The following is a 19673-nucleotide window of genomic DNA, read 5'->3' as shown; positions in this document are numbered from 1 at the left end:
CATCCACGTCAGTCACGGGACAGAGCCTACGCAGCCTCGACCGGGATACGGCTCCGCCCGCCGTCACCGGCTGGGCGTTACTGGCCCGGGCGGACGGTGATTTCGGTGATCTCCGCGTCGCGCGGCAGGTCGAGCGCGGTGAGGATCGCGGTGGCGACGGACTCGGGGGCGATCCACTTCGCGGGGTCGTACTCCTTGCCCTCCTGCTGGTGGACCTTCAGCTGCATCGCGGTGGCCGTGCGCCCGGGGTAGACGGTGGTGACTCGGACGCCGTTGGGGTGTTCCTCCTGGCGCAGTGCGTCGGCGACCGCGCGGACGGCGAACTTGCTGGCCGCGTACGAGCCCCAGGTGGGGTCGGCGCGCAGGCCGGCGCCGGAGTTGACGAAGACGACGTGGCCGCGGGCGAGGCGGAGGGAGGGGAGCAGCAGGCGGGTGATCTCGGCGGGGGCGACGGCGTTGACGTTCAGCTGGTGCTGCCACGCCTTGACGGGGGTCTCGGCGACGGTGCCGAGTTCGACGACGCCGGCGATGTGCAGCAGCGAGTCGAGTTCGACGGGCAGCGCCTGGTGGCCGAACGCCCAGGACAGCTTGCCCGGTTCGTCGAGGTCGCCGACCAGCGTCCGCGCCTCGGGGTAGCGCTCACGCAGCTGCGCGGCACGGCGGGCGTCCCGGGCGAGCAGCCAGACCTCCTCGCCGCGGGAGGTGAGCTTGTCGGCGACGGCGGCGCCGATGCCGGAGCCGGCTCCGGTGATCAGGTGGGCACCCATGGGATTCCTCAGTTCTGCTGGAGGTTCTGCTGGACGGTCGCGTGGGCGAGGGCTTCGGCGGGAGTCTGCGCGAAGGACACCAGCTCGGCGAGCGGGCGCGGCAGGAACCCTTCGCGGTCCATCCGTTCGAGCTGCGTCCGCGTCCCGGCGTAGAACCCCTCGGTGTCGAGGAACACGATCGGCTTGTCGTGCTGCCCGTGCTTCTTCAGCTCCAGCACCTCGGTCACTTCGTCCAGCGTCCCGAGCCCGCCGACCAGCACCACCACCGCGTCCCCGCGGGCCAGCAACTCGGCCTTCCGGGCGGCCAGATCGGGCGTCACCACCAGCTCGTCGGCGCCTTCGTACGCCTTGTGCCGCAGGAACTCCACCGAGATCCCGACGAGCCGACCGCCGGCCTGCTGCACCTCGTCGGCCAGCAGCCCCATCAGTCCGGTGTGCGATCCGCCCCACACCAGCGTGTGCCCGCCGGCGCCGAGCAGTCGCGCGAACTCGGCCGCCGGGGCGGTGTACTTGGCGTCGAGCAGGTTCGCCGAACAGAAGACCGTGATGTTCATAGTGCAACCAGTCCTATCACCGCCCGCCACGCCCGGGTCAAACCGATAATCCGACGGACCGGCTAGACCCCGACCGCCCGCTCGGTGCTCGCGATGGTCGCCGAGCCGACCACCCGGGTGCCGTCGTACAGGACGACGGCCTGCCCGGGGGCGATGCCGCGGGCCGGGGTGTCGAGGCGGACGCTCAGCCGGTCGTCCGCCAGGACGGCCGTCACGGGGACCTCCTCGCCGTGGGCGCGGAGCTGGGCGGTGTAGCGGCCCTCGCCGGTCGCCGGGGCGCCGCACCAGCGGGGGCGGATGGCGGTGAGGGCGTGCACGTCGAGGCCGCTGGCGGGGCCGACGGTGACGGTGTTGTTCACCGGGGAGATGTCGAGGACGTAGCGGGGCTTGCCGTCGGCGGCGGGGCGGCCGAGCCGCAGGCCCTTGCGCTGGCCGATGGTGAAGCCGTAGGCGCCGTCGTGCTCGCCGAGCTTGGTGCCGTCGGCGTCGAGGATGTCGCCGGGGGCGGTGCCGAGGCGTTCGGCGAGGAAGCCCTGGGTGTCGCCGTCGGTGATGAAGCAGATGTCGTGGCTGTCGGGCTTCTTGGCGACGGCGAGGCCGCGCCGGTCGGCCTCCTCGCGGATGACGTCCTTGGTGGTGTCGCCGAGCGGGAACAGCGAGTGGGCGAGCTGGTCGGCGTCGAGCACGCCGAGCACGTACGACTGGTCCTTCGCGCCGTCGACCGCCCGGTGCAGTTCGCGGGTGCCGTCGGGCAGGTCGACGATCCGGGCGTAGTGGCCGGTGCAGACGGCGTCGAAGCCGAGCGCGATCGCCTTGTCGAGCAGGGCGGCGAACTTGATCTTCTCGTTGCAGCGCAGGCACGGGTTGGGGGTGCGCCCGGCGGCGTACTCGGCGACGAAGTCCTCGATCACGTCCTCGCGGAAGCGCTCCGCCAAGTCCCAGACGTAGAACGGGATGCCGATCACGTCGGCGGCCCGGCGGGCGTCCCGGGAGTCCTCCAGCGTGCAGCAGCCGCGCGCGCCGGTGCGGAAGGACTGCGGGTTGCTGGCGAGCGCCAGGTGGACGCCGGTCACCTCGTGGCCGGCTTCGACGGCCCGGGCGGCGGCGACGGCGGAGTCGACGCCGCCGGACATCGCGGCGAGCACGCGCAGGCGGCCGGTGGACGGGGTGGTCGGGGCGCCGGGGAAGTCAGTCATAAGGAGTCCAGCGTAACGGGGGCCGGGCGCTCGTCGGACGGCCCCGGCGCCGGCGGCCCCGGCCCCCGGCGGTCAGTTCGCCACCAGGACCGGCGGCCCGGCGTCGGCCGGAGCCGGGGCGGTGCGCGCGGGCAGTGCGGTGGCCAGCAGGAACGCGGCGAGCAGCAGCGTCGCGCCCACGCCGAAGGCCAGGCGGAAGCCCCCGACGGCGTCCCCGGAGCCGCCGGCCAGCGCGGTGAGGACGGCGACGCCGAGGGCCGCGCCGACCTGCTGGGTGGTGTTGAGCACGCCGGAGAGCAGTCCGGCGTCCGCGGGCCGGGCGTCGGCCATGCCGAGGGCGGTGAGCGCGGTGGCGGCGAAACCGAAGCCGCCGCCGAGCAGCAGGGTGGGCAGCAGGTCGGCGGCGTAGTCGAAGCCGCCGGCGGGCAGCCGCACCAGCAGCCCGAGGCCGACGGTGAGCAGGGCGAGGCCGAGCAGCAGGGTGCGGCGCTCGCCGAACCGGCCGATCGCACGGGCGGCGAGCAGCAGCGAGACGACGCCGATGGTGAGCGCGGCGGGCAGCATGGCCAGTCCGGTGCCGAGCGCGCCGTAGTGCTGGACGTTCTGCAGGTAGAGCGCCAGCAGCACCTGGAAGCCGAACATCGCGCCCACCAACAGGATCTGCGTCAGGTTGGCGACCGCGGTGGTGCGCCGGGCGAGGATCCGCAGCGGCAGCAGCGGGGTGGCGGCGCGGGCCTGCCGGAGGACGAACGCGGCGAGCAGGACGAGCGCGGCGGCGGCCGGGCCGAGGGTGCCGGCGGAGGTCCAGCCGTGCGGGCCGCCCTCGACGATGGCGTACACGCCGAGCATCAGGCCGCCGGTGACCAGCCCCGCGCCCGGAACGTCCACGCCGCCCTTCGCCGCGACGGCCCGGTCGCGGGGCAGCAGGCGCAGGCCGGCGAGCAGCGCGGCGGCGCCGATCGGCAGGTTGATGAAGAAGATCCAGTGCCAGCCGAGGCCTTCGGTGAGCACGCCGCCGAGCACCTGGCCGAGCGAGGCGCCGGCCGAGCCGGTGAAGCCGACGGCGCCGAACGCCTTGGCCCGGTCGGCGGGTTCGGGGAACAGGCCGACCACCATGCCGAGGCCGACGGCGGAGGCCATCGCCCCGCCGATGCCCTGCACGAAGCGGGCTCCGATCAGCATCGCGGGGGTGGCGGCGAGGCCGCACAGCACGGAGGCGGCGGTGAACGCGGCGATGCCCGCGAGGTAGATCCGGCGGCGGCCGAGCAGGTCGCCGAGGCGTCCGGCGAGCAGCAGCAGGCCGCCGAAGGCGATCACGTAGGCGTCCACCACCCAGGCCAGTCCGGCCCGGCCGATGTGCAGGTCGTCCTGGATGGCGGGCAGCGCGACGGTGGTGATCGAGCCGTCCAGGATCACCATCAGCATGCCGGCGCAGACCACCGCGAGGGCCAGCCAGCGGGCACGTGACGGGTTTTCGGACATGGGTGTCTCCCTCCCCTGGGGCACGCGGACGCGCGCTCCCCCAACAAGAGAGACCGTAACAGATAGTTTTGTAGTAGACGATCCTGAACGGAACGACTTGCCCGGCGATCCGAAGAGCCGCTACCCCTGCCGGGACCGGCGGGGCCGCCGCACCACGCCGCCCTCCCCCACCATCGGGAACTCCACGTCCTTCTGCAGCCGGTCCAGCGCGTCCACGAACACCTGCCGCTCCCCGGCGGACAGTTCGCCCAGCGCCTCCCCGTGCACCCGGTCGACGATCACCTCGCCGCGCCGCACCAGCTCCTCGCCGGCCGGGGTGACCCGGATGACCTTCACCCGCCGGTCGGTCGCGGACGGGTGGCGCTCGGCCAGGCCGTCCCGCTCCAGCTCGTCGGCGGTGACCACCATGGTGGTCTTGTCCAGCCCGGCGATCGCGGCCAGCTGCGACTGGGTGTGCTCGCCCTCCATGGCGTGCAGCAGCACGCAGTGCCGGCGCGGGGAGCTGTCGATCTCGGCCAGGGCCAGCGACAGACGGGTGTTCATGGCGTGCGCGGCCTGGACCAGCAACCCGGTGAGGTCACGGACGGTGCGCTCGGGAAGGGGTGCGTTCATGACCCCAGAATACGTCCGCCAGTAGATGGTTCCGCTACCGAACAAACCGGTCAGCGGGCGGCGCGCACCAGCCCGGCCCGCCGGGCCCGCTCCACCGCGCCGGGCAGCGCGGCGGCCAGCGCGTCCACGTCCGCCCGGGTGGAGGTGTGGCCGAGCGAGAACCGCAGCGAGGCGCGGGCGAGCTCGGGGGCCACGCCCGTCGCCAGCAGCACATGGCTGGGCTGCGGAACGCCCGCCGAGCAGGCCGAGCCGGTGGAGCACTCCACGCCGGCCGCGTCCAGCAGCATCAGCAGCGCGTCGCCCTCGCAGCCGGGGAACGAGAAGTGCGCGTTGGCGGGCAGCCGGCCCGCCGGGTCGGGGTCACCGTTCAGCAGCGCGTCGGGCGCCGCCGCCCGGACCACCGCCAGCAGGTCGTCGCGCAGCCTGCCGACACCCGCCGCGTACTCGGGCTGCCGCTCCACGGCGAGCGAGGCCGCCACCGCGAACCCGGCCGCGCCGGGCACGTCCAGCGTCCCGGAGCGGACGTCGCGCTCCTGGCCGCCGCCGTGCAGCAGCGGCACGGGCGTGGCCGAGCGCGACAGCAGCAGCGCGCCGACCCCGTACGGGCCGCCGACCTTGTGGCCGGTGACGGTGAGCGCCGTCAGCCCGGAATCGGCGAAGGACACCGGGACCTGGCCCAGCGCCTGCACCGCGTCCGAGTGCATCGGGATGCCGAACTCGGCGGCGACCGCGGCCAGTTCACGGACCGGCTGGACGGTGCCGACCTCGTTGTTGGCCCACATCACGGTGACCAGCGCGACCGTCTCCGGCGCCCGCCCGATCGCCTCGCGCAGCGCCTCGGGGTGCACCCGGCCGACCGCGTCCACCGGCAGGTACTCGACCTCGGCGTCCTCGTGCTCGGCCAGCCAGTGCACCGCGTCCAGCACCGCGTGGTGCTCGACCGGGCTGCTCAGCACCCGGCGGCGGGCCGGATCGGCCGCCCGCCGGGCCCAGTACAGGCCCTTGACCGCCAGGTTGTCGGACTCGGTGCCGCCCGCGGTGAGCACGATCTCGCTGGGCCGCGCGCCCAGCGACTCGCCCAGCGACTCCCGGGACTCCTCGACGACGCGGCGGGCCCGCCGCCCGGCGGCGTGCAGCGAGGAGGCGTTGCCGACGGCCCCGAACTGCGCCGTCATCGCGGCGATCGCCTCGGGCAGCATCGGGGTGGTGGCGGCGTGGTCCAGGTATGCCATAGCGGGTCCAGTGTAGGCGGCCCACGGATCACGATTTGGCCATTGCACCCCCTGCAACGCGCCGTTAGCCTTCCGGCCACGCCGCTGTGAGAGGGGGAGGGCCGTGTCCCAGACGGTCGACCGCGCGCTGACCATCCTGGCCTCGCTCGGCGAGGGCCCGGCCTCGTTGGAGCAGGCCGCGTCCCGGATCGGGGTGCACAAGTCCACCGCCCTGCGGCTGCTGCGCACCCTGCAGGAACACGGCTTCGTCACCCGCCAGTCCGACCACCGCTACCGGCTCGGCGGCCGCCTGTTCGCGCTCGCCAACCAGGCGCTGGAGGGCATCGACATCCGCCAGGTCGCCGCCCCCTTCCTGGCGGTGCTGAACGAGCGGTACGGGCACACCGTCCACCTGTCGGTACTGGAGGGTGACGAGGTGCTCTACCTCGACAAGGTGGACGCCCGCTACCCGGACAACGCCCGCGGCTGGCTCGGCGAGGACAGCCGGATCGGCCGGCGCGCCCCCGCGACGGCCACCGCCGCCGGCAAGGTGCTGCTCGCCGACCTGCCCGCGGACCGGCTCGCCGCCTTCCTCGCCGAGGCCGAGTTCCCGGCCCGCACCCCGCAGTCCATCCGCGGCCCGCAGGCGCTGCTGGACGAGCTCGCCGAGGTGCAGCGGCTCGGCTGGGCCGCCGACCAGGCCGAGTACCACGAGTCGGTGAACTGCATCGCCGCCCCGATCGCCGGCACCGAGGGCACCGCGATCGCCGCCTGCTCGATCTCCGCCCCGGTCCAGGTCGCCTCCGTCGTCGAGCTCTCCAAGCTGCTGCCCGAGCTGCTCTGCACGGTCGAGGCGATCTCGCTGGCCTACGGCGGCTCCCCTACTCCTCGCTGGTGCGAGAACCGATGCGGTGCCAAGCACGCGGTGCGCGCCAGCCGAACTTGAGCGCCAGCATCCGCACCGCGAACGCGGCCACCGCCGCCAGCGCCGCGCTCACCGGGGTGAGCTGCCCGGTGCTGATCAGCAGCGCCGTGATCGCCGCGCCGATCAGCGCCGGCACCGCGTAGATCTCCCGGTCCCAGCGCAGCAGCGAGGGCGGCTCCATCGCCAGCACGTCGCGCACCACGCCGCCGCCCGCCGCGGTCAGCATGCCGCAGGCCACCGAGGCGACCGCGCCGAGCCCGTAGTCGTGCGCCTTGATGGTGCCGGTGACGGCGAACAGGCCGAGGCCCGCGGCGTCCAGCACCATCACCGCCCGGGTGATCCGCTCCACCTCCGGGTGCAGGAAGAACACCACCACCCCGGCCACCAACGGGGTCGGGAAGTAGCCGGAGTTGGTGAACGCCGCCACCGGCAGCGCGCCGATCACCAGGTCCCGCAGCACGCCGCCGCCCAACGCGGTCGCCTCGGCCAGCACGCAGATGCCGAAGATGTCCATGTTCTTGCGGACCGCCATCAGGCCGCCGGACAGGGCGAAGACGAAAATGCCCACCAGGTCGAGGATCTGCTGGACGTCGTGCGGGAAGATCTCGGATGTCACCTGGTCAGTGTCCACGTCGCCCGACCGGCGCCGGTCGCCGGGCGGTCAGACGAACGACTCGTGCGGAGCCGGCCCGCCCAGCGCGTTCAGCTTGGCCGGCATCCGCAGCGTCGTCATCCGCCGCCAGCCGCCCGCCCGCTCGAACCCGTGCACCGCGTGGATGCCCGCGGCCAGCGTCGCCGACTTGGCCCGCGGCCAGTGCAGCAGCTCCCCCAGGTGCGCCATCACCGCCAGGCTGACGTCCCGGTAGGTGCGGATCTCGGCCCGGGCGGTCTCCTGCAGGGTGTCCAGGATCAGCCGGCCGTGCCCGCGGTGGGCGAGCCGCAGCAACTCCTCGTGGCAGAACGCCAGGTGGTTGTCCTCGTCGTTGGAGATCATCCGCACCGCCCGGCCCAGCTCCGGGTGGTCGCCGAAGATCCGCTTCAACATCAGCATCTGCTCCGACGCCCGCTGCTCGGTCACCCGGCTGTGCGCCAGGTACGTGATCACGTCCTGCTCGGTCAGCGGCTCGTCCCGGCGCAGCCGGGAGTGCGCCAGGCCGATGCCCTGGCGCTCCAGGATCATCGTGTAGTCGGTCTCGTCCGGGACGTCGGTCGGGTGCAGGCCGCGCTTGTGCATCAGCGCCTTGAAGATCCGCCCGTGCTTGTCCTCGTCCGCGCCGTGCCGGGCCACCTTCGGCGCCAGCTCCCGGTCGGGCACCAGCCGGGCGATCCGGCCGTTCTCCCAGCCGCCCTGGTCCTCCCCCTTGGCCGCGATCGAGCAGAACAGCCGGAACGCCCGGTCGTCGTCGTGGATCTCCTGGAACAGACTGCGGGCCGACAGCATGGCGGACCTACCCCTCGGACGGGAGCCGGAACATTCCGGTCCAGCTCAAGGCACCCCCGCCCACCCGGGCAACAGCTCACGCCCCGCACTGCGCCGGACGGAGGAAAGCCGTGCCGACTCGGACTACCCGACCAGCCGGCGCCGCCAGTCCAGCTCCACCACGTCGATCGCCCGTGCCGGGTCGCCGTCCCAGCGGACCGTCAGACCGTGCTCCTCCAGCGCCGCGACCACCTCCCGGCCGACCGCGGTCGTGGTCTGCTCGGAGTCGTCGAATCCGCCGTAGTACAGCGACAGGCTATGGCCGAGGACGGCGTGCTCGGTGCCCTGGGAGTGGAAGTAGACGAAGCCGCGGGCCTCCGGGTTCTCCGCCCCGATCTCCCCGTTGCCGCAGCTGCGGCAGCAGGTGAAGTTCTCCCGGGCGGTGATCCCGGTCGTCTCCAGCGCGGCGAACGCCCTGGCGACCCGCTCCGGATCGGTCTCCCCGACCCACGTCCGCTGCTCGGCGACCCGCTCCAGCCACATCCGGTCGACCAGCTGCTTCGCCTGAGCCCCCGTCACCGGCCTGGTGTCCCCGTCGACCAGGTACTCCTCGGCGGCCTCGGCCGCCCGCGCGAGGGTCGTGTAACCCCCCGCCAGCAGTCGCCGCACCTCGTCGACCAGGCTCTCCTCGTCCTCCTCGGACAGCTCCAGCGGCGCGGGCTCCGGCTCCGGCCCGAAGTCGATCCGCCCCCACTCCGCCCCGGCGTCCCAGCCGGCGTCCTCCCGGGCCCAGCCGAGCAGCAGCTCCGCGACCCGCTCCAGCTCGTGCACCTGCGTCCCGTAGTGGCGCGTCGGGCTGCCGTCCCGGTGCTCCACCGTCCAGGCGCCGTTCTCCGGGCAGGCCTGCGCGTACGTGTCCGGCAGGTCCGGCACCCGCTGAAGCACCAGGAACGAGCCCTGCCACGCCCCCATGTCCTGCACCAGGTCGAGGAGTTCGTCCTCCGACACCCGCACTCCGACCCTGCCGGACTTGTCCCGCACCGCGATTTCGAGCATGTGCCCACTCTGCCACCCGCCACCGTCGGTTCCCGCGCCCCGCCGGGGGCGCGGGGCCAAGGGCGGGCAACCGCCCGCAAAACGGCAAGGTCCGCCCCGGGAGGGAACCCCCTCCCGGGACGGACCTCGGAACCTGCGACTACTCGGCGTTCTCCGGGAAGTGGCACGCCACCTGGTGCCCGGCCCGCACGGCGTCGAGCGGCGGCTCCTGGCTCGCACAGATGTCCTGCGCCTTCCAGCAGCGGGTGCGGAAGCGGCAGCCGGACGGCGGGTTGAGCGGCGAGGGCACGTCACCGGTGAGCAGGATCCGCTCGCGGCGCTCCTTGCGCCGCGGGTCGGGGACCGGCACCGCGGACATCAGGGCGTTGGTGTAGGGGTGCATCGGCCGGGCGTACAGCGAGTCCCGGTCGGCGATCTCCACCACCTTGCCGAGGTACATCACGGCGACCCGGTCGGAGACGTGCCGGACCACCGAGAGGTCGTGCGCGATGATCAGGTAGGTCAGGCCGAGCTCCTTCTGGAGGTCGTCCAGCAGGTTGACCACCTGGGCCTGGATGGAGACGTCCAGCGCCGAGACCGGCTCGTCCGCGACGATCATCTTCGGGCGGAGGGCCAGCGCGCGGGCAATGCCGATGCGCTGGCGCTGGCCGCCGGAGAACTCGTGCGGGTAGCGGTTGTAGTGCTCGGGGCTGAGTCCGCAGAGCTCCAGCAGGTCCTGCACGGCCTTCTTGACGCCGCTCTCGGTCTGCACGTTCTGCAGCCGGAACGGCGCACCGACGATGGTGCCGATGGTGTGCCGGGGGTTCAGCGAGGAGTACGGGTCCTGGAAGATCATCTGGATGTCGCGCCGGTACGGCCGCATCGCCGAGACGCCCAGGTGGGTGATGTCGGCGCCCTCGAACTCGATCTTCCCGCTGGTGGGTTCGTCGAGCCGGGTGACCAGACGTCCCATCGTGGACTTGCCGCAGCCGGACTCGCCGACCACGCCGAGCGTCTCGCCGGCCATGACCTCGAAGTCGATGCCGTCGACCGCGCGGACCGCGGCGACCTGACGCTTCAGCAGGCCCTTGGTGACCGGGAAGTGCCGGGTCAGCCCGGTGACCCGCAGCAGGGGTTCACGGTCCTTGCCGGGTGCCTGGGCGGGCACCTTCGCGGCCTGCGGGGCCGCCGTCTGGCTGTCCGTCATCGGTTGTCTCCAAGTGGGTGGTACGTGCTCACAGCCGGGGCGCGATCTCTTCGGTGAAGATCCGGTGGCGTTCGGCGATCGGCAGGTGGCAGGCGGCGTGGTGCCGGGGCGCGGCCTCGGCGAGCACGGGCACCTCGCTGGTGGAGCGGCCGCCGGTGAGCTCGGCGTACGGGCAGCGCGGGTGGAACGCGCAGCCGGACGGCACGTTGATCAGGCTCGGCGGGGTGCCCTTGACCGGGATCAGCCGGTCCTGGAGCTCCCGGTCGAGTCGGGGCATCGAGCCGAGCAGGCCCCAGGTGTAGGGGTGCTCGGGGGATTCGAAAATGGTGGTGGCGGGGCCGCGCTCGACGGGCTTGCCGCCGTACATGACCAGGATGTCGTCGGCGATCTCGGCGACCACGCCCAGGTCGTGCGTGATGATGATGACCGCGGAGCCGAACTCCTTCTGCAGGTCCCGGATCAGGTCGAGGATCTGCGCCTGGACGGTGACGTCCAGGGCGGTGGTCGGCTCGTCGGCGATCAGCAGCGACGGGTCGTTGACCAGCGCCATGGCGATCATCGCGCGCTGACGCATACCGCCGGAGAACTCGTGCGGGTAGCTGTCGACGCGTTTGTCGGGCTGCGGGATGCCGACCCGGTCGAGCATCTCGATGGCCCGGGTGCGGGCCTCCTTCTTGGAGGCGCCCGGGTGGTGGGCCCGGTAGCCCTCGATGATCTGGGCGCCGACCGTGAAGTACGGGTGCATCGCGGTCAGCGGGTCCTGGAAGATCATCGCCATCTTCTGGCCGCGGAGCTTGCGCACCCGGTCGGGGCCGGCCGCGATCAGGTCCTCGCCGTCCAGCCAGATCTCGCCGGAGATCTGCGGGGCACCGCGCTTGGTGCCGGTGCGGTGCAGACCCATGATCGACAGCGAGGTGACGGACTTTCCGGAACCGGACTCGCCGACGATGCCCAGGGTCTTCCCGCGCTCCAGGTCGAAGCTCAGGCCGTTGACGGACTTGACCAGTCCGTCGTCGGTCGGGAAGTGCACCTTCAGGTCGCGGACCGAGAGGAAGCTCTTGTCTGCCAGGTTGGGCTTGTCGGTGTTGCTCATGCCAGCCTCACCCGGGGATCGACAACGGCGTACAGCAGGTCAACCAGGAGATTGGCCATGACGATGAAGAACGCGGCGAACAGGGTCGCGCCCATGATGATCGGCAGGTCACTGGACTGGATCGAGGTGACTGCCTCGTAGCCCAGACCACGCAGGTTGAAGGTGGTCTCGGTGAGCACGGCGCCGCCGAGCAGACCGCCGAGGTCCATGCCGAAGATGGTCAGGATCGGGGTCAGCGTGGAGCGCATGGCGTGCTTGCCGATGACCACGGGTTCCTTGAGGCCCTTGGCGCGCGCGGTGCGGATGTAGTCCTCGCCGAGCACGTCCAGCAGGGTGGCGCGACTGAGTCGGGCGTAGGTCGCCGCGAACAGGAACGCCAGGGTGATCCAGGGCAGGACCAGCCCCTGGAACCAGGCCACCGGATCGTCCGCGAAGTCCGTGTAGTTGTTCGGGAACCAGCCGAGCTGATGGACGAACACGGCGAGCGAGACCAGACCGGTGAAGTACATCGGCAGCGAGACGCCGGCCAGCGCGACGGACATGCTGATGCGGTCCAGCGCGGTGCCGCGGCGCAGCGCGGAGACGACACCGGTGGCGGTGCCGAACACCAGCCACAGCACGGAGGCGCCGATGGCCAGCGAGATGTCGACGCCGACGCGGTTGAGCAGGAGCGGGAAGACCTCCTGCTCCGTCTTGAACGAGTAGCCCAGGCAGGGGGCCTTGCAGTGGGTCATGTCGACGCCGGCGTTGTAGTCGCGGCCGACGAAGATACCCTTCAGGAAGAGCCAGAACTGTTCGATGATCGACTTGTCGAGGCCCATCTTGTGGCGGATACCCTCGACAGCCACCTTGTCCGCGATCTTGCCCACGTAGAGCATCGCGGGATCGGTTCCGGTGAGCTTGGGCACCATGAAGAAGATGCCGAAGGTCACCGCGGCGACCACCAGCAGCATGAAGACGACGTTGATCAGTCGCCTGATGAGATACACGAGCACTGCGGTCGGCCCTGCCACGGGCCGGCCGGGGCTCCCCGGTGGGGGAGCGTCCCGGCCGGCCCTGGCAGGGCCTTCACCTGCCCTTCGGACTAGCGGTGCGAACTAAAGGGGAAGGTCAGGTCACTTGCCGTCGGAGACGCCGAGGGCCTGGAAGTCGACCTCGCCGAACGCGTCGGTGATGTAGACGTTGGTCAGGCGCGGGTTGCGCCAGTTCAGGGCCTTGTCGGCGACGATGGGCAGGTAGTAGGCGCCGTCGGTGACCTTGTGGTTGATCTTCTTGTACAGGTCGGCGGCCTTGTTCGGGTCGGTCTCGGCAGCAGCCTGGTCGAACCAGCCGTTGATCTCCGGGTCGTTGATCTCGGAGTAGTTGGTGTTGCCGTTGCTGACGATGAAGCGGCCGTCGACGATCGGCTGCAGGTAGCCGGAGCCGGTCGGGTAGTCGGCGCCCCAGCCCATGACGATCAGGCCGTAGCCCTTGGCCCGGACCACGTCGGGCGCGCCGATCACCGAGGAGATCAGCTTGCCGTCGTACTGGTCGACGGTGACGTCGATGCCGACGGCCTTCAGCGCGGTCTGCAGCGCCACCGCGGAGTTGACCTCCTTCGGCTTGTTGCCACGCACCGCGATGGTGGTCTTGAAGCCGTCCGGCTTGCCGCAGGCCGCGAGCTCTTCCTTCGCCTTGGCGATGTCCGGCTTGCCCTTGGTCAGGTTGAACGGGTCGTAGTCGTCCGAGCCGAGGATGTTCGGGGGCAGCATCGAGCCGTAGATCGAGCCGGCCACCGAGCCGCCGCGGGCGGTCTGCAGGGCGGTGGTGTCGGCCGCGTACAGCACCGCGTTGCGGCAGTGCTGGTTGTCGAACGGGGCGACCGCGGGGACGACGCTGACGTAACGGATGAAGCCGTTGTACGGGTCGTCGGTGTTGGCCTTCAGGGCCTGGTCCTGCAGGACCTTGACCTGGGCGGCCTGCGACAGACCGGTCTGCGACCAGTCGAGGTCCGCGGTGTTCGCCAGCAGGCGCGCGTCCATGTCGTCGGAGTTGGTGGTGACGGTCAGCTTGACCGCGTCCGGCAGCGCCTTGCGGAACGGGTCGGAGGCCGGGTCCCAGTTCTCGTTGCGGACCAGCTCGTACTCCTTGCCCGGCTGGACCGACTTGAACTTGTAGGGGCCGGAGGAGACCGGCTGGTCACCGTACTTGGAGCCGGTGTCCAGCTTCTGCGGGACCGGCGAGGCGGAGCCCATGGCCAGCAGGTACGGGAAGTCCGAGTTCGGCTTGGCGAGCTTGAAGACGATGGTGGTGTCGTCCGGGGTCTCGACCGTCTTCAGACCGAGCTTGTTCGGGTCCGAGTCGGTGTAGGGGCCCTTGTAGTTCTGGCCCTGGTCCAGCTCGTTGAGCAGGTAGGTCGGGCCACCGGAGACGACGTCCTGCGCGAAGATGCGCTCGATGCCGTACTTGATGTCCTTCGAGGTGATGACCGAGCCGTCCTCGAACTTCAGACCCGGCTTCAGCTTGAAGGTGTAGGTCTTGCCGTCCGCGGCGACCTCCGGCTGGGCGGCGGCCAGGTCCGGAACCAGCTTCAGGCCGTCCTTGCCCGGCTTGCCGTCGAAGGCCAGCAGGGTGCGGGCGTAGAAGCGCTCGAAGTTCCACACCGAGGCGTAGTACGCGCGACCGGGGTCGAGCGAGTCCACGTCGGTGCTGGTCCACAGGTTGAGGGTGCCGCCCTTCTTGTCGGACGGGTTCACCACCTTGTCGGCGGCGGCGTTGAAGCCGGCCGCGCCACCCTTGGCGGCGTTGTCGCCACCCGAGCCGCCGCTCTTGCTGCCGCCACAGGCGGAGACGGTGAGGGCGAGGGTGGCCGCGAGGGCGGCGACCGCGAGCGTCCTGTTTCGCTTCATGGGTTGGGGAACCTCCAGAGTTGCGGGCTCAGTTGCCCTTGGGGTCGAGCGCGTCGCGCAGGCCGTCGCCGAACAGGTTGAAGGCAAGCACGGTGATGAAGATTGCGAGGCCGGGGATCACCATGTACGTGGGGTCCGCCTGGTAGATCTTGACCGCGTCGGAGAGCATCTGGCCCCAGGACGGGGTGGGCGGGCGGACACCGGCCCCGAGGAAGCTGAGCGCCGCCTCGTTGAGGATGTTGGTGGGGATGATCAGGGTCGCGTAGACCAGGATCGGCGCCACCAGGTTCGGCAGCAGTTCGCGGAACAGGATGTGCGCGCGGCCGGCGCCGAGGCTGCGGGCGGCGTCGACGAATTCACGGTTGCGCAGCGACAGGGCCTGGCCTCTGACGATGCGTCCGATGTACGGCCAGCCGAAGAAGCCGATCACCACCGCCAGGATCATCACGCGCAGCCACTTGTCCGGGATGCCGAACGCCGAGGTGGGCATCACCGACACCAGCGCGATGCTGAACAGCAGCTGCGGAAAGGCCAGCAGGATGTCCATGACGCGGCTGATGATCGCGTCCACCCAGCCGCCGAAGTAGCCGGCCATGATGCCCATGACCACGCCGATGCCGACCGAGAGCACGGCCGCGAGCAGCGCCACCAGCAGCGAGATTTGCGCGCCGTAGAGGATCCGGGAGAACACGTCGCGGCCGAACGTCGGGTCGACGCCCAGCAGGAAGTCGCTGCTGATACCGCCGAACGGGCCCTTGGGCAGGCCGAGATCGGGGTTGATCTGATCCGGGTGCGGGTCATAGGGCGAGTGCCCGAACAGCGAGGACAGCACCGGCGCGAAGATCGCGGCGAGGATCAGCAGGATCACCACGGCACCGCCGGCCAGCGCGATCTTGTCGCGCTTCAGGCGGTCCCAGGCGATGCGGCCCGGCGAGCGGCCCTCGATCTTCTTGGTCGGCTCGGTGGTTGACGCGCCGTCAGGCTGCGCACCGGCGGGCGGACCCGAGGTCTCGGTGGGTGTGGTCATGAGTCAGTTCGTTCCCCTCGCCGACGGTGGCCGGCCCACGGAGTCGCGTTTGGTGCGGAAGTTGCAGAGCGGATGCGGTGGTGCCGGGTGCCGATGCGGCGGTGCAGAAGTGCGTTTGGCAAGCAGGGCGGTGCGGGTGGTGCCGTTCGACGCCGGGAAGGATCGCCCCGGCGCGCATGGTGCCGCCGCACGGAGATGCGCGTCGTGCGGGTTCATGCTGTGGCGGCGGCACGTTCACCCTCGTGAGGATCGTCTCGCGCTCCGCATAGGGCAGCACTCTCTGTCATGGGAAGTACCCGACGGAAGACCCCCATGGCGAAGGATGCCTAACTGTGATCTGCTCGCATGCACTTTCGTTGCGCTGGCATATCGCTCTTCACACAGGCGTCACACACGCGTCAAGGGGCGCGCTGACGACACCCCGCCAGTGGCGGGGAAACGCCAGGTGGCGCCGGTGACGACGCGCGGAGACCCCGGGAAGACGGAAAACCCCCGCCGACCTTGGAAAAGGTGCAAGCGGGGGATTTCCGACGATCCGTCAGGATATGGTCAGCGTCCGGGATATCCGGGCCACTGGGGCTGCGGCCAGCCCGGCGCAGGCCCCGTCGGCGGTTGCGCTGCGTAACCAAAACCGGTGGCGTACGCGCCCGGTGCGCCCTGCCGGTCCACGAACGGGCGGGAGTTGGCCCGCAGCCACATCACCACCGGGTCGAACTCGTCGGCCATCAGCACGGTGGAGACGGCCGGCCCCTCGGGGGCGTGCGCGGCGGCCCGCTGCACCAGCGCCCGGGCGGCCTCCACGGCCGGCGGCGAGGTGTCGTACAGGTCCAGACCGATCGTCAGATACGGCTCGCCCAGCACCGGTTGCACCCAGGCCCGCCACAGCGCGCGCAACGGCCGCACCTCGACCGCCTGCTGCTCCAGCACGGCGAAGAGCTGCGGCGCCTGCACGGCCGGATCGGAGATGCGCAGCGGCCCGGCCGGCACCCGGTCCAGGCCGACGGAGATCCGTCTCAGGTCGGCCCACGGCACGCCGACGCCGCCGCCCGGGCGGTGCGGGTCCAGCCACAGGCCCCAGCGGGAGCGGTACAGCGAGCCGGCGATCTCCGGCCCGGACACCAGCTCGTGACCGCGCGCCCACCCACTGGCCGCCAGCTGGCCCGGGGACGTCACGCAGGGCGCGTAGCCGTGCCCGCCGACGTCCATGTTCCCGTACTGGGCGTCCGGGCTGCCCGGGCTGCCGTGCCACAGCAGCATCCAGACCTGCCCGTTCGCGAGGGCGCGCAGCAGCCCCTCGTACGCCTCCCAGCGCTCCGGTGCGACCGCTGCGAGGGCGCGCTCGATCGCGCCCGGGTCACCGGCTGCTCCCGTCACGTCGCCGCCCTCTTTCTCGTCCACGTCCACCGCGCCGCGGTGTGCCGGGGCAACCCTATGGGGCCCGCCCGACAGCCGTCATTCCGCCGTTCCGGATGCCGCCCGGTCCGGGGCGGAGCCCCGGGTCACGGCCGCACGTAGAACGGCTGTACCCGCCCCAGCAGCCAGTCCACCACCGGGTCGGCGACCAGATCGAGCAGCACCAGGTGGACGCCCCAGCTCGGCGGCGCGGTTCCGAGTGCCCGGCCGAGCGCCAGGTTGACGTCGCCGGGGTCGGCGGGGGCCGTCGGGTCCAGCTGGACGCCGATGTACAGCAGGGTCGACTCGCCCTCCACCCGGGCCAGCGCCCGACGGGCCGTCAGCACTCCCGGCACCGCGGCGAGTTCGCCGGTCGCGGCGGCCAGGAAGGCATACGGCTCCTGGTGCGGCTCGGGCTCCTTGAGCGCCACCCGGGCCCCCTCGGTCACGCCCTGCGCCTCCCACTGGTCGCCGCGCGGCCCGCGCCGCAGCTCCCCGACGCCCTCCGGCGGCACCGGGATGCCCACCGGCGCCTCCGGGTTGACGGCGATGCCGATGCCCAGCGGCAGGCCCCGGGCGAACTCCCACATCGGGGCGATCGCGAACGGGATGCCCGGGACGTGCTGCAGGTACAGCTCCTGCGAGCTGTACACCGGGACGTAGGGCGCGCCCGCGAGTTCGAGCGTCGGCAGGTCGAGCGAACCGGACTGCGGATCGGCGCCGGACGGCAGCGGGATCCACACCTGACTGCGCGCCAGCACCTCGATCACCCGGGGCGTCGCCCCCGGATCGCCCAGGGCCGCCATCAGGACCTGCTCCAGCTCGTTGGCCGGCCAGCTCCCGCCTTCCGGAACCTGACCCAGCGGGAACTCCATCTCGCCCCTCCACACTCACGGTTGCGATCAGGTTAGCGGCGCGCCCGGTCGCCCTGCGGCGGCTGTGATCCATCCCCACTCCCACCAGGGGGTCGCGGCATGCCATGATGGGCCCGCCCTAACTTCATACCGGCCGCTCGAACCCGCGCGGGAGAGCCGGAACGACCGTCACCCGGTCGCGACCGGCGCCGAAGGAGCAAGTCCTCCCCGGAATCTCTCAGGCCCCCCTACCGCCCGGGCGAGGCAGATCTGGAAAGAGGACACGGCCGCGCCGTGCGCCCACCCACGGTGCAAACCGCCATCCTGTCCGGGATGCGGTGAAGCTCTCAGGTTCGACGACAGACGGGGAGATTCGCCCCAGCCTGCCCGTTTCCAGATCCCGGGAGTCCTGTCGTGTCCCTCCGCCTGACCGCGCTCGACGCGCTGCACCGCTCGCTCGGCGCCACCATGACCGACTTCGCGGGCTGGGACATGCCGCTGCGCTACGGCAGCGAGCGCGAGGAGCACCTCGCGGTCCGCACCAAGGCCGGCCTGTTCGACCTCTCGCACATGGGCGAGATCACCGTCTCCGGCCCGCAGGCCGGCGAACTGCTCGACCACGCGCTGGTCGGCTTCATCTCCGCCCTCGGCGTGCTGCGCGCCCGCTACACCATGATCTGCCGCGAGGACGGCGGCATCCTGGACGACCTGATCGTCTACCGCACCGCGGAGAACGAGTACCTGGTCGTCGCCAACGCCTCCAACGCCCAGGTCGTCCTGGACGCCCTGACCGAGCGCGCGGCCGGCTTCGACGCCACCGTCCGCGACGACCGCGACGCCTACGCGCTGCTCGCCGTCCAGGGCCCGGAGGCGGGCGGCATCCTGGCCAGGCTCACCGACGCCGACCTGCCCGCCCTCAAGTACTACGCGCTGCTGCCCGCCACCGTGGCGGACCGTCAGGTCTGGCTGGCCCGCACCGGCTACACCGGCGAGGACGGCTTCGAGATCTTCTGCGCCCCCGCCGACGCCGAGCACCTGTGGACGGCGCTGAGCGGGGCCGGCGCCGCCGAGGGCCTCGTCCCGTGCGGCCTGTCCTGCCGCGACACGCTGCGCCTGGAGGCGGGCATGCCGCTGTACGGGCACGAGCTGTCCACCGAGCTGACCCCGTTCGACGCCGGCCTGGGCCGGGTGGTGCGCTTCGACAAGACCACCAACGGCGGCGAGTTCGTCGGCCGCAAGGCACTGGAGGAGGCCGCCGCGGCGGCCGAGGCCAACCCTCCGCGCAAGCTGGTCGGCCTGGTCTCCGAGGGCCGCCGCGTCCCGCGCGCCGAGTACTCCGTGGTGGACGCCGAGGGCGCCGTGATCGGCCGGATCACCTCCGGCTCGCCGTCCCCGACCCTGGGCAAGCCGATCGCCATCGCCTACGTGGACGCCACGCACGCGGAGCCGGGCTCCACCGTCGCGGTGGACGTCCGCGGCAAGGCCGAGCCGGTCCAGGTCGTCGCGCTGCCGTTCTACAAGCGCGCCCGCTGACCCTCGATCGGCCCTTCACCTGCTGTCCGAGCAGCTCTTTCCGGTTCGTCCGCCCAGCGGACGGCCGTGCCCTCCCCTCTTGCGATCCTGGAGAATGACGTCATGAGCAACCCCACGCACCTGCAGTACACCAAGGAGCACGAGTGGCTGACCGCCGCCGTGGACGGGGTGTCGACGGTCGGCATCACCGCGCACGCGGCCGACGCCCTCGGCGACATCGTCTACGTCCAGCTCCCCGAGGTCGGTGACACCGTCACCGCGGGTGAGACCTGTGGCGAGCTCGAGTCCACCAAGTCGGTCAGCGACCTCTTCTCCCCCGCCACCGGCGAGGTCACCGAGGTCAACCAGGAGGTCATCGACGACCCGGCCCTGGTCAACTCGGAGCCCTTCGAGGGCGGTTGGCTGTTCAAGGTCCGGGCCACGGCGACCGACGAGCTGCTCGACGCCGACGGCTACACCGCCTTCACCGGCGCCTGA

At 71.7% G+C, this 19673-nt stretch carries 19 protein-coding genes and 1 riboswitch; of the genes, 3 read left to right on the top strand and 16 right to left on the bottom strand.

Annotated elements, in window-relative coordinates; translation table 11 throughout:
- Window positions 1-77 precede the first annotated feature (77 nt).
- The 6 genes from ACIQF6_RS12975 to ACIQF6_RS12950 all read right to left on the bottom strand — a co-directional run bounded on the left by ACIQF6_RS12975 (window position 78) and on the right by ACIQF6_RS12950 (window position 5843).
- On the bottom strand, window positions 78-767 hold the full coding sequence (locus tag ACIQF6_RS12975; protein WP_400893675.1) for an SDR family oxidoreductase: 690 nt from the start codon (window positions 765-767) through the stop codon (window positions 78-80).
- 8 nt (window positions 768-775) lie between these two features.
- On the bottom strand, window positions 776-1321 hold the full coding sequence (locus ACIQF6_RS12970) for a TIGR00730 family Rossman fold protein (protein WP_400893673.1): 546 nt from the start codon (window positions 1319-1321) through the stop codon (window positions 776-778).
- A gap of 62 nt (window positions 1322-1383) precedes the next feature.
- Window positions 1384-2517 (bottom strand): tRNA 2-thiouridine(34) synthase MnmA, encoded by a 1134-nt coding sequence (gene mnmA / locus ACIQF6_RS12965; protein ID WP_400893671.1) that lies wholly within the window; start codon window positions 2515-2517, stop codon window positions 1384-1386.
- Window positions 2518-2589: 72 nt separating this feature from the next.
- On the bottom strand, window positions 2590-3999 hold the full coding sequence (locus ACIQF6_RS12960; protein ID WP_400893669.1) for an MFS transporter: 1410 nt from the start codon (window positions 3997-3999) through the stop codon (window positions 2590-2592).
- A 120-nt stretch (window positions 4000-4119) separates the two neighbouring features.
- Complete coding sequence (locus ACIQF6_RS12955; protein WP_400893667.1) at window positions 4120-4611, bottom strand: MarR family winged helix-turn-helix transcriptional regulator; 492 nt, start codon at window positions 4609-4611, stop codon at window positions 4120-4122.
- Window positions 4612-4661: 50 nt separating this feature from the next.
- Window positions 4662-5843, bottom strand: a complete 1182-nt coding sequence (locus tag ACIQF6_RS12950; RefSeq protein WP_400893665.1) for a cysteine desulfurase family protein — start codon at window positions 5841-5843, stop codon at window positions 4662-4664.
- Between the two features lie 103 nt (window positions 5844-5946).
- Here ACIQF6_RS12950 and ACIQF6_RS12945 point away from each other — a divergent pair, with 103 nt between their 5' ends.
- On the top strand, window positions 5947-6768 hold the full coding sequence (locus tag ACIQF6_RS12945; RefSeq protein ID WP_400893663.1) for an IclR family transcriptional regulator: 822 nt from the start codon (window positions 5947-5949) through the stop codon (window positions 6766-6768).
- Here ACIQF6_RS12945 and ACIQF6_RS12940 read toward each other — a convergent pair.
- The 10 genes from ACIQF6_RS12940 to ACIQF6_RS12895 all read right to left on the bottom strand — a co-directional run bounded on the left by ACIQF6_RS12940 (window position 6704) and on the right by ACIQF6_RS12895 (window position 17684).
- Window positions 6704-7363, bottom strand: coding sequence for a trimeric intracellular cation channel family protein (locus ACIQF6_RS12940; protein WP_400893661.1), 660 nt, complete (start codon window positions 7361-7363; stop codon window positions 6704-6706). The two genes, ACIQF6_RS12945 and ACIQF6_RS12940, sit on opposite strands and share 65 nt — an antisense overlap.
- Before the next feature lie 45 nt (window positions 7364-7408).
- The gene (locus tag ACIQF6_RS12935; protein ID WP_400893659.1) at window positions 7409-8188 is read right to left on the bottom strand and encodes a ferritin-like domain-containing protein; all 780 of its coding nucleotides are present in this window, start codon (window positions 8186-8188) and stop codon (window positions 7409-7411) included.
- A gap of 123 nt (window positions 8189-8311) precedes the next feature.
- Window positions 8312-9223 (bottom strand): DUF6891 domain-containing protein, encoded by a 912-nt coding sequence (locus ACIQF6_RS12930; protein ID WP_400893657.1) that lies wholly within the window; start codon window positions 9221-9223, stop codon window positions 8312-8314.
- Between the two features lie 139 nt (window positions 9224-9362).
- On the bottom strand, window positions 9363-10409 hold the full coding sequence (locus ACIQF6_RS12925) for an ABC transporter ATP-binding protein (RefSeq protein WP_400893655.1): 1047 nt from the start codon (window positions 10407-10409) through the stop codon (window positions 9363-9365).
- Between the two features lie 28 nt (window positions 10410-10437).
- Complete coding sequence (locus tag ACIQF6_RS12920; RefSeq protein ID WP_400893653.1) at window positions 10438-11502, bottom strand: ABC transporter ATP-binding protein; 1065 nt, start codon at window positions 11500-11502, stop codon at window positions 10438-10440.
- Window positions 11499-12497 (bottom strand): ABC transporter permease, encoded by a 999-nt coding sequence (locus ACIQF6_RS12915; RefSeq protein ID WP_400893651.1) that lies wholly within the window; start codon window positions 12495-12497, stop codon window positions 11499-11501. Before ACIQF6_RS12915 ends, ACIQF6_RS12920 begins: the two co-directional genes overlap by 4 nt.
- 120 nt (window positions 12498-12617) lie before the next feature.
- Window positions 12618-14390 (bottom strand): ABC transporter substrate-binding protein, encoded by a 1773-nt coding sequence (locus ACIQF6_RS12910; protein WP_400893649.1) that lies wholly within the window; start codon window positions 14388-14390, stop codon window positions 12618-12620.
- Window positions 14391-14418: 28 nt separating this feature from the next.
- Complete coding sequence (locus ACIQF6_RS12905; RefSeq protein WP_400893647.1) at window positions 14419-15417, bottom strand: ABC transporter permease; 999 nt, start codon at window positions 15415-15417, stop codon at window positions 14419-14421.
- A gap of 549 nt (window positions 15418-15966) precedes the next feature.
- On the bottom strand, window positions 15967-16791 hold the full coding sequence (locus tag ACIQF6_RS12900) for an enhanced serine sensitivity protein SseB C-terminal domain-containing protein (protein WP_400893644.1): 825 nt from the start codon (window positions 16789-16791) through the stop codon (window positions 15967-15969).
- Window positions 16792-16916: 125 nt separating this feature from the next.
- Window positions 16917-17684, bottom strand: a complete 768-nt coding sequence (locus ACIQF6_RS12895; RefSeq protein ID WP_400893642.1) for an enhanced serine sensitivity protein SseB — start codon at window positions 17682-17684, stop codon at window positions 16917-16919.
- Window positions 17685-17822: 138 nt separating this feature from the next.
- A riboswitch (glycine riboswitch) is annotated at window positions 17823-17927 on the top strand.
- Between the two features lie 150 nt (window positions 17928-18077).
- On the opposite strand from ACIQF6_RS12895, the gene gcvT reads away from it, so the two are divergent.
- Both gcvT and gcvH read left to right on the top strand, forming a co-directional pair.
- Window positions 18078-19196, top strand: a complete 1119-nt coding sequence (gene gcvT / locus ACIQF6_RS12890) for a glycine cleavage system aminomethyltransferase GcvT (protein ID WP_400893640.1) — start codon at window positions 18078-18080, stop codon at window positions 19194-19196.
- 102 nt (window positions 19197-19298) lie between these two features.
- Window positions 19299-19673 carry a glycine cleavage system protein GcvH gene (gcvH, locus tag ACIQF6_RS12885; protein ID WP_400893638.1) on the top strand — a complete coding sequence of 125 codons (375 nt, stop codon included), beginning with the start codon at window positions 19299-19301 and terminating at the stop codon, window positions 19671-19673.

This window comes from Kitasatospora sp. NPDC092948 (genome assembly GCF_044754805.1).
Taxonomy (GTDB): Bacteria; Actinomycetota; Actinomycetes; order Streptomycetales; family Streptomycetaceae; genus Kitasatospora.
This window is presented reverse-complemented; position numbering and strand designations above follow the sequence as displayed.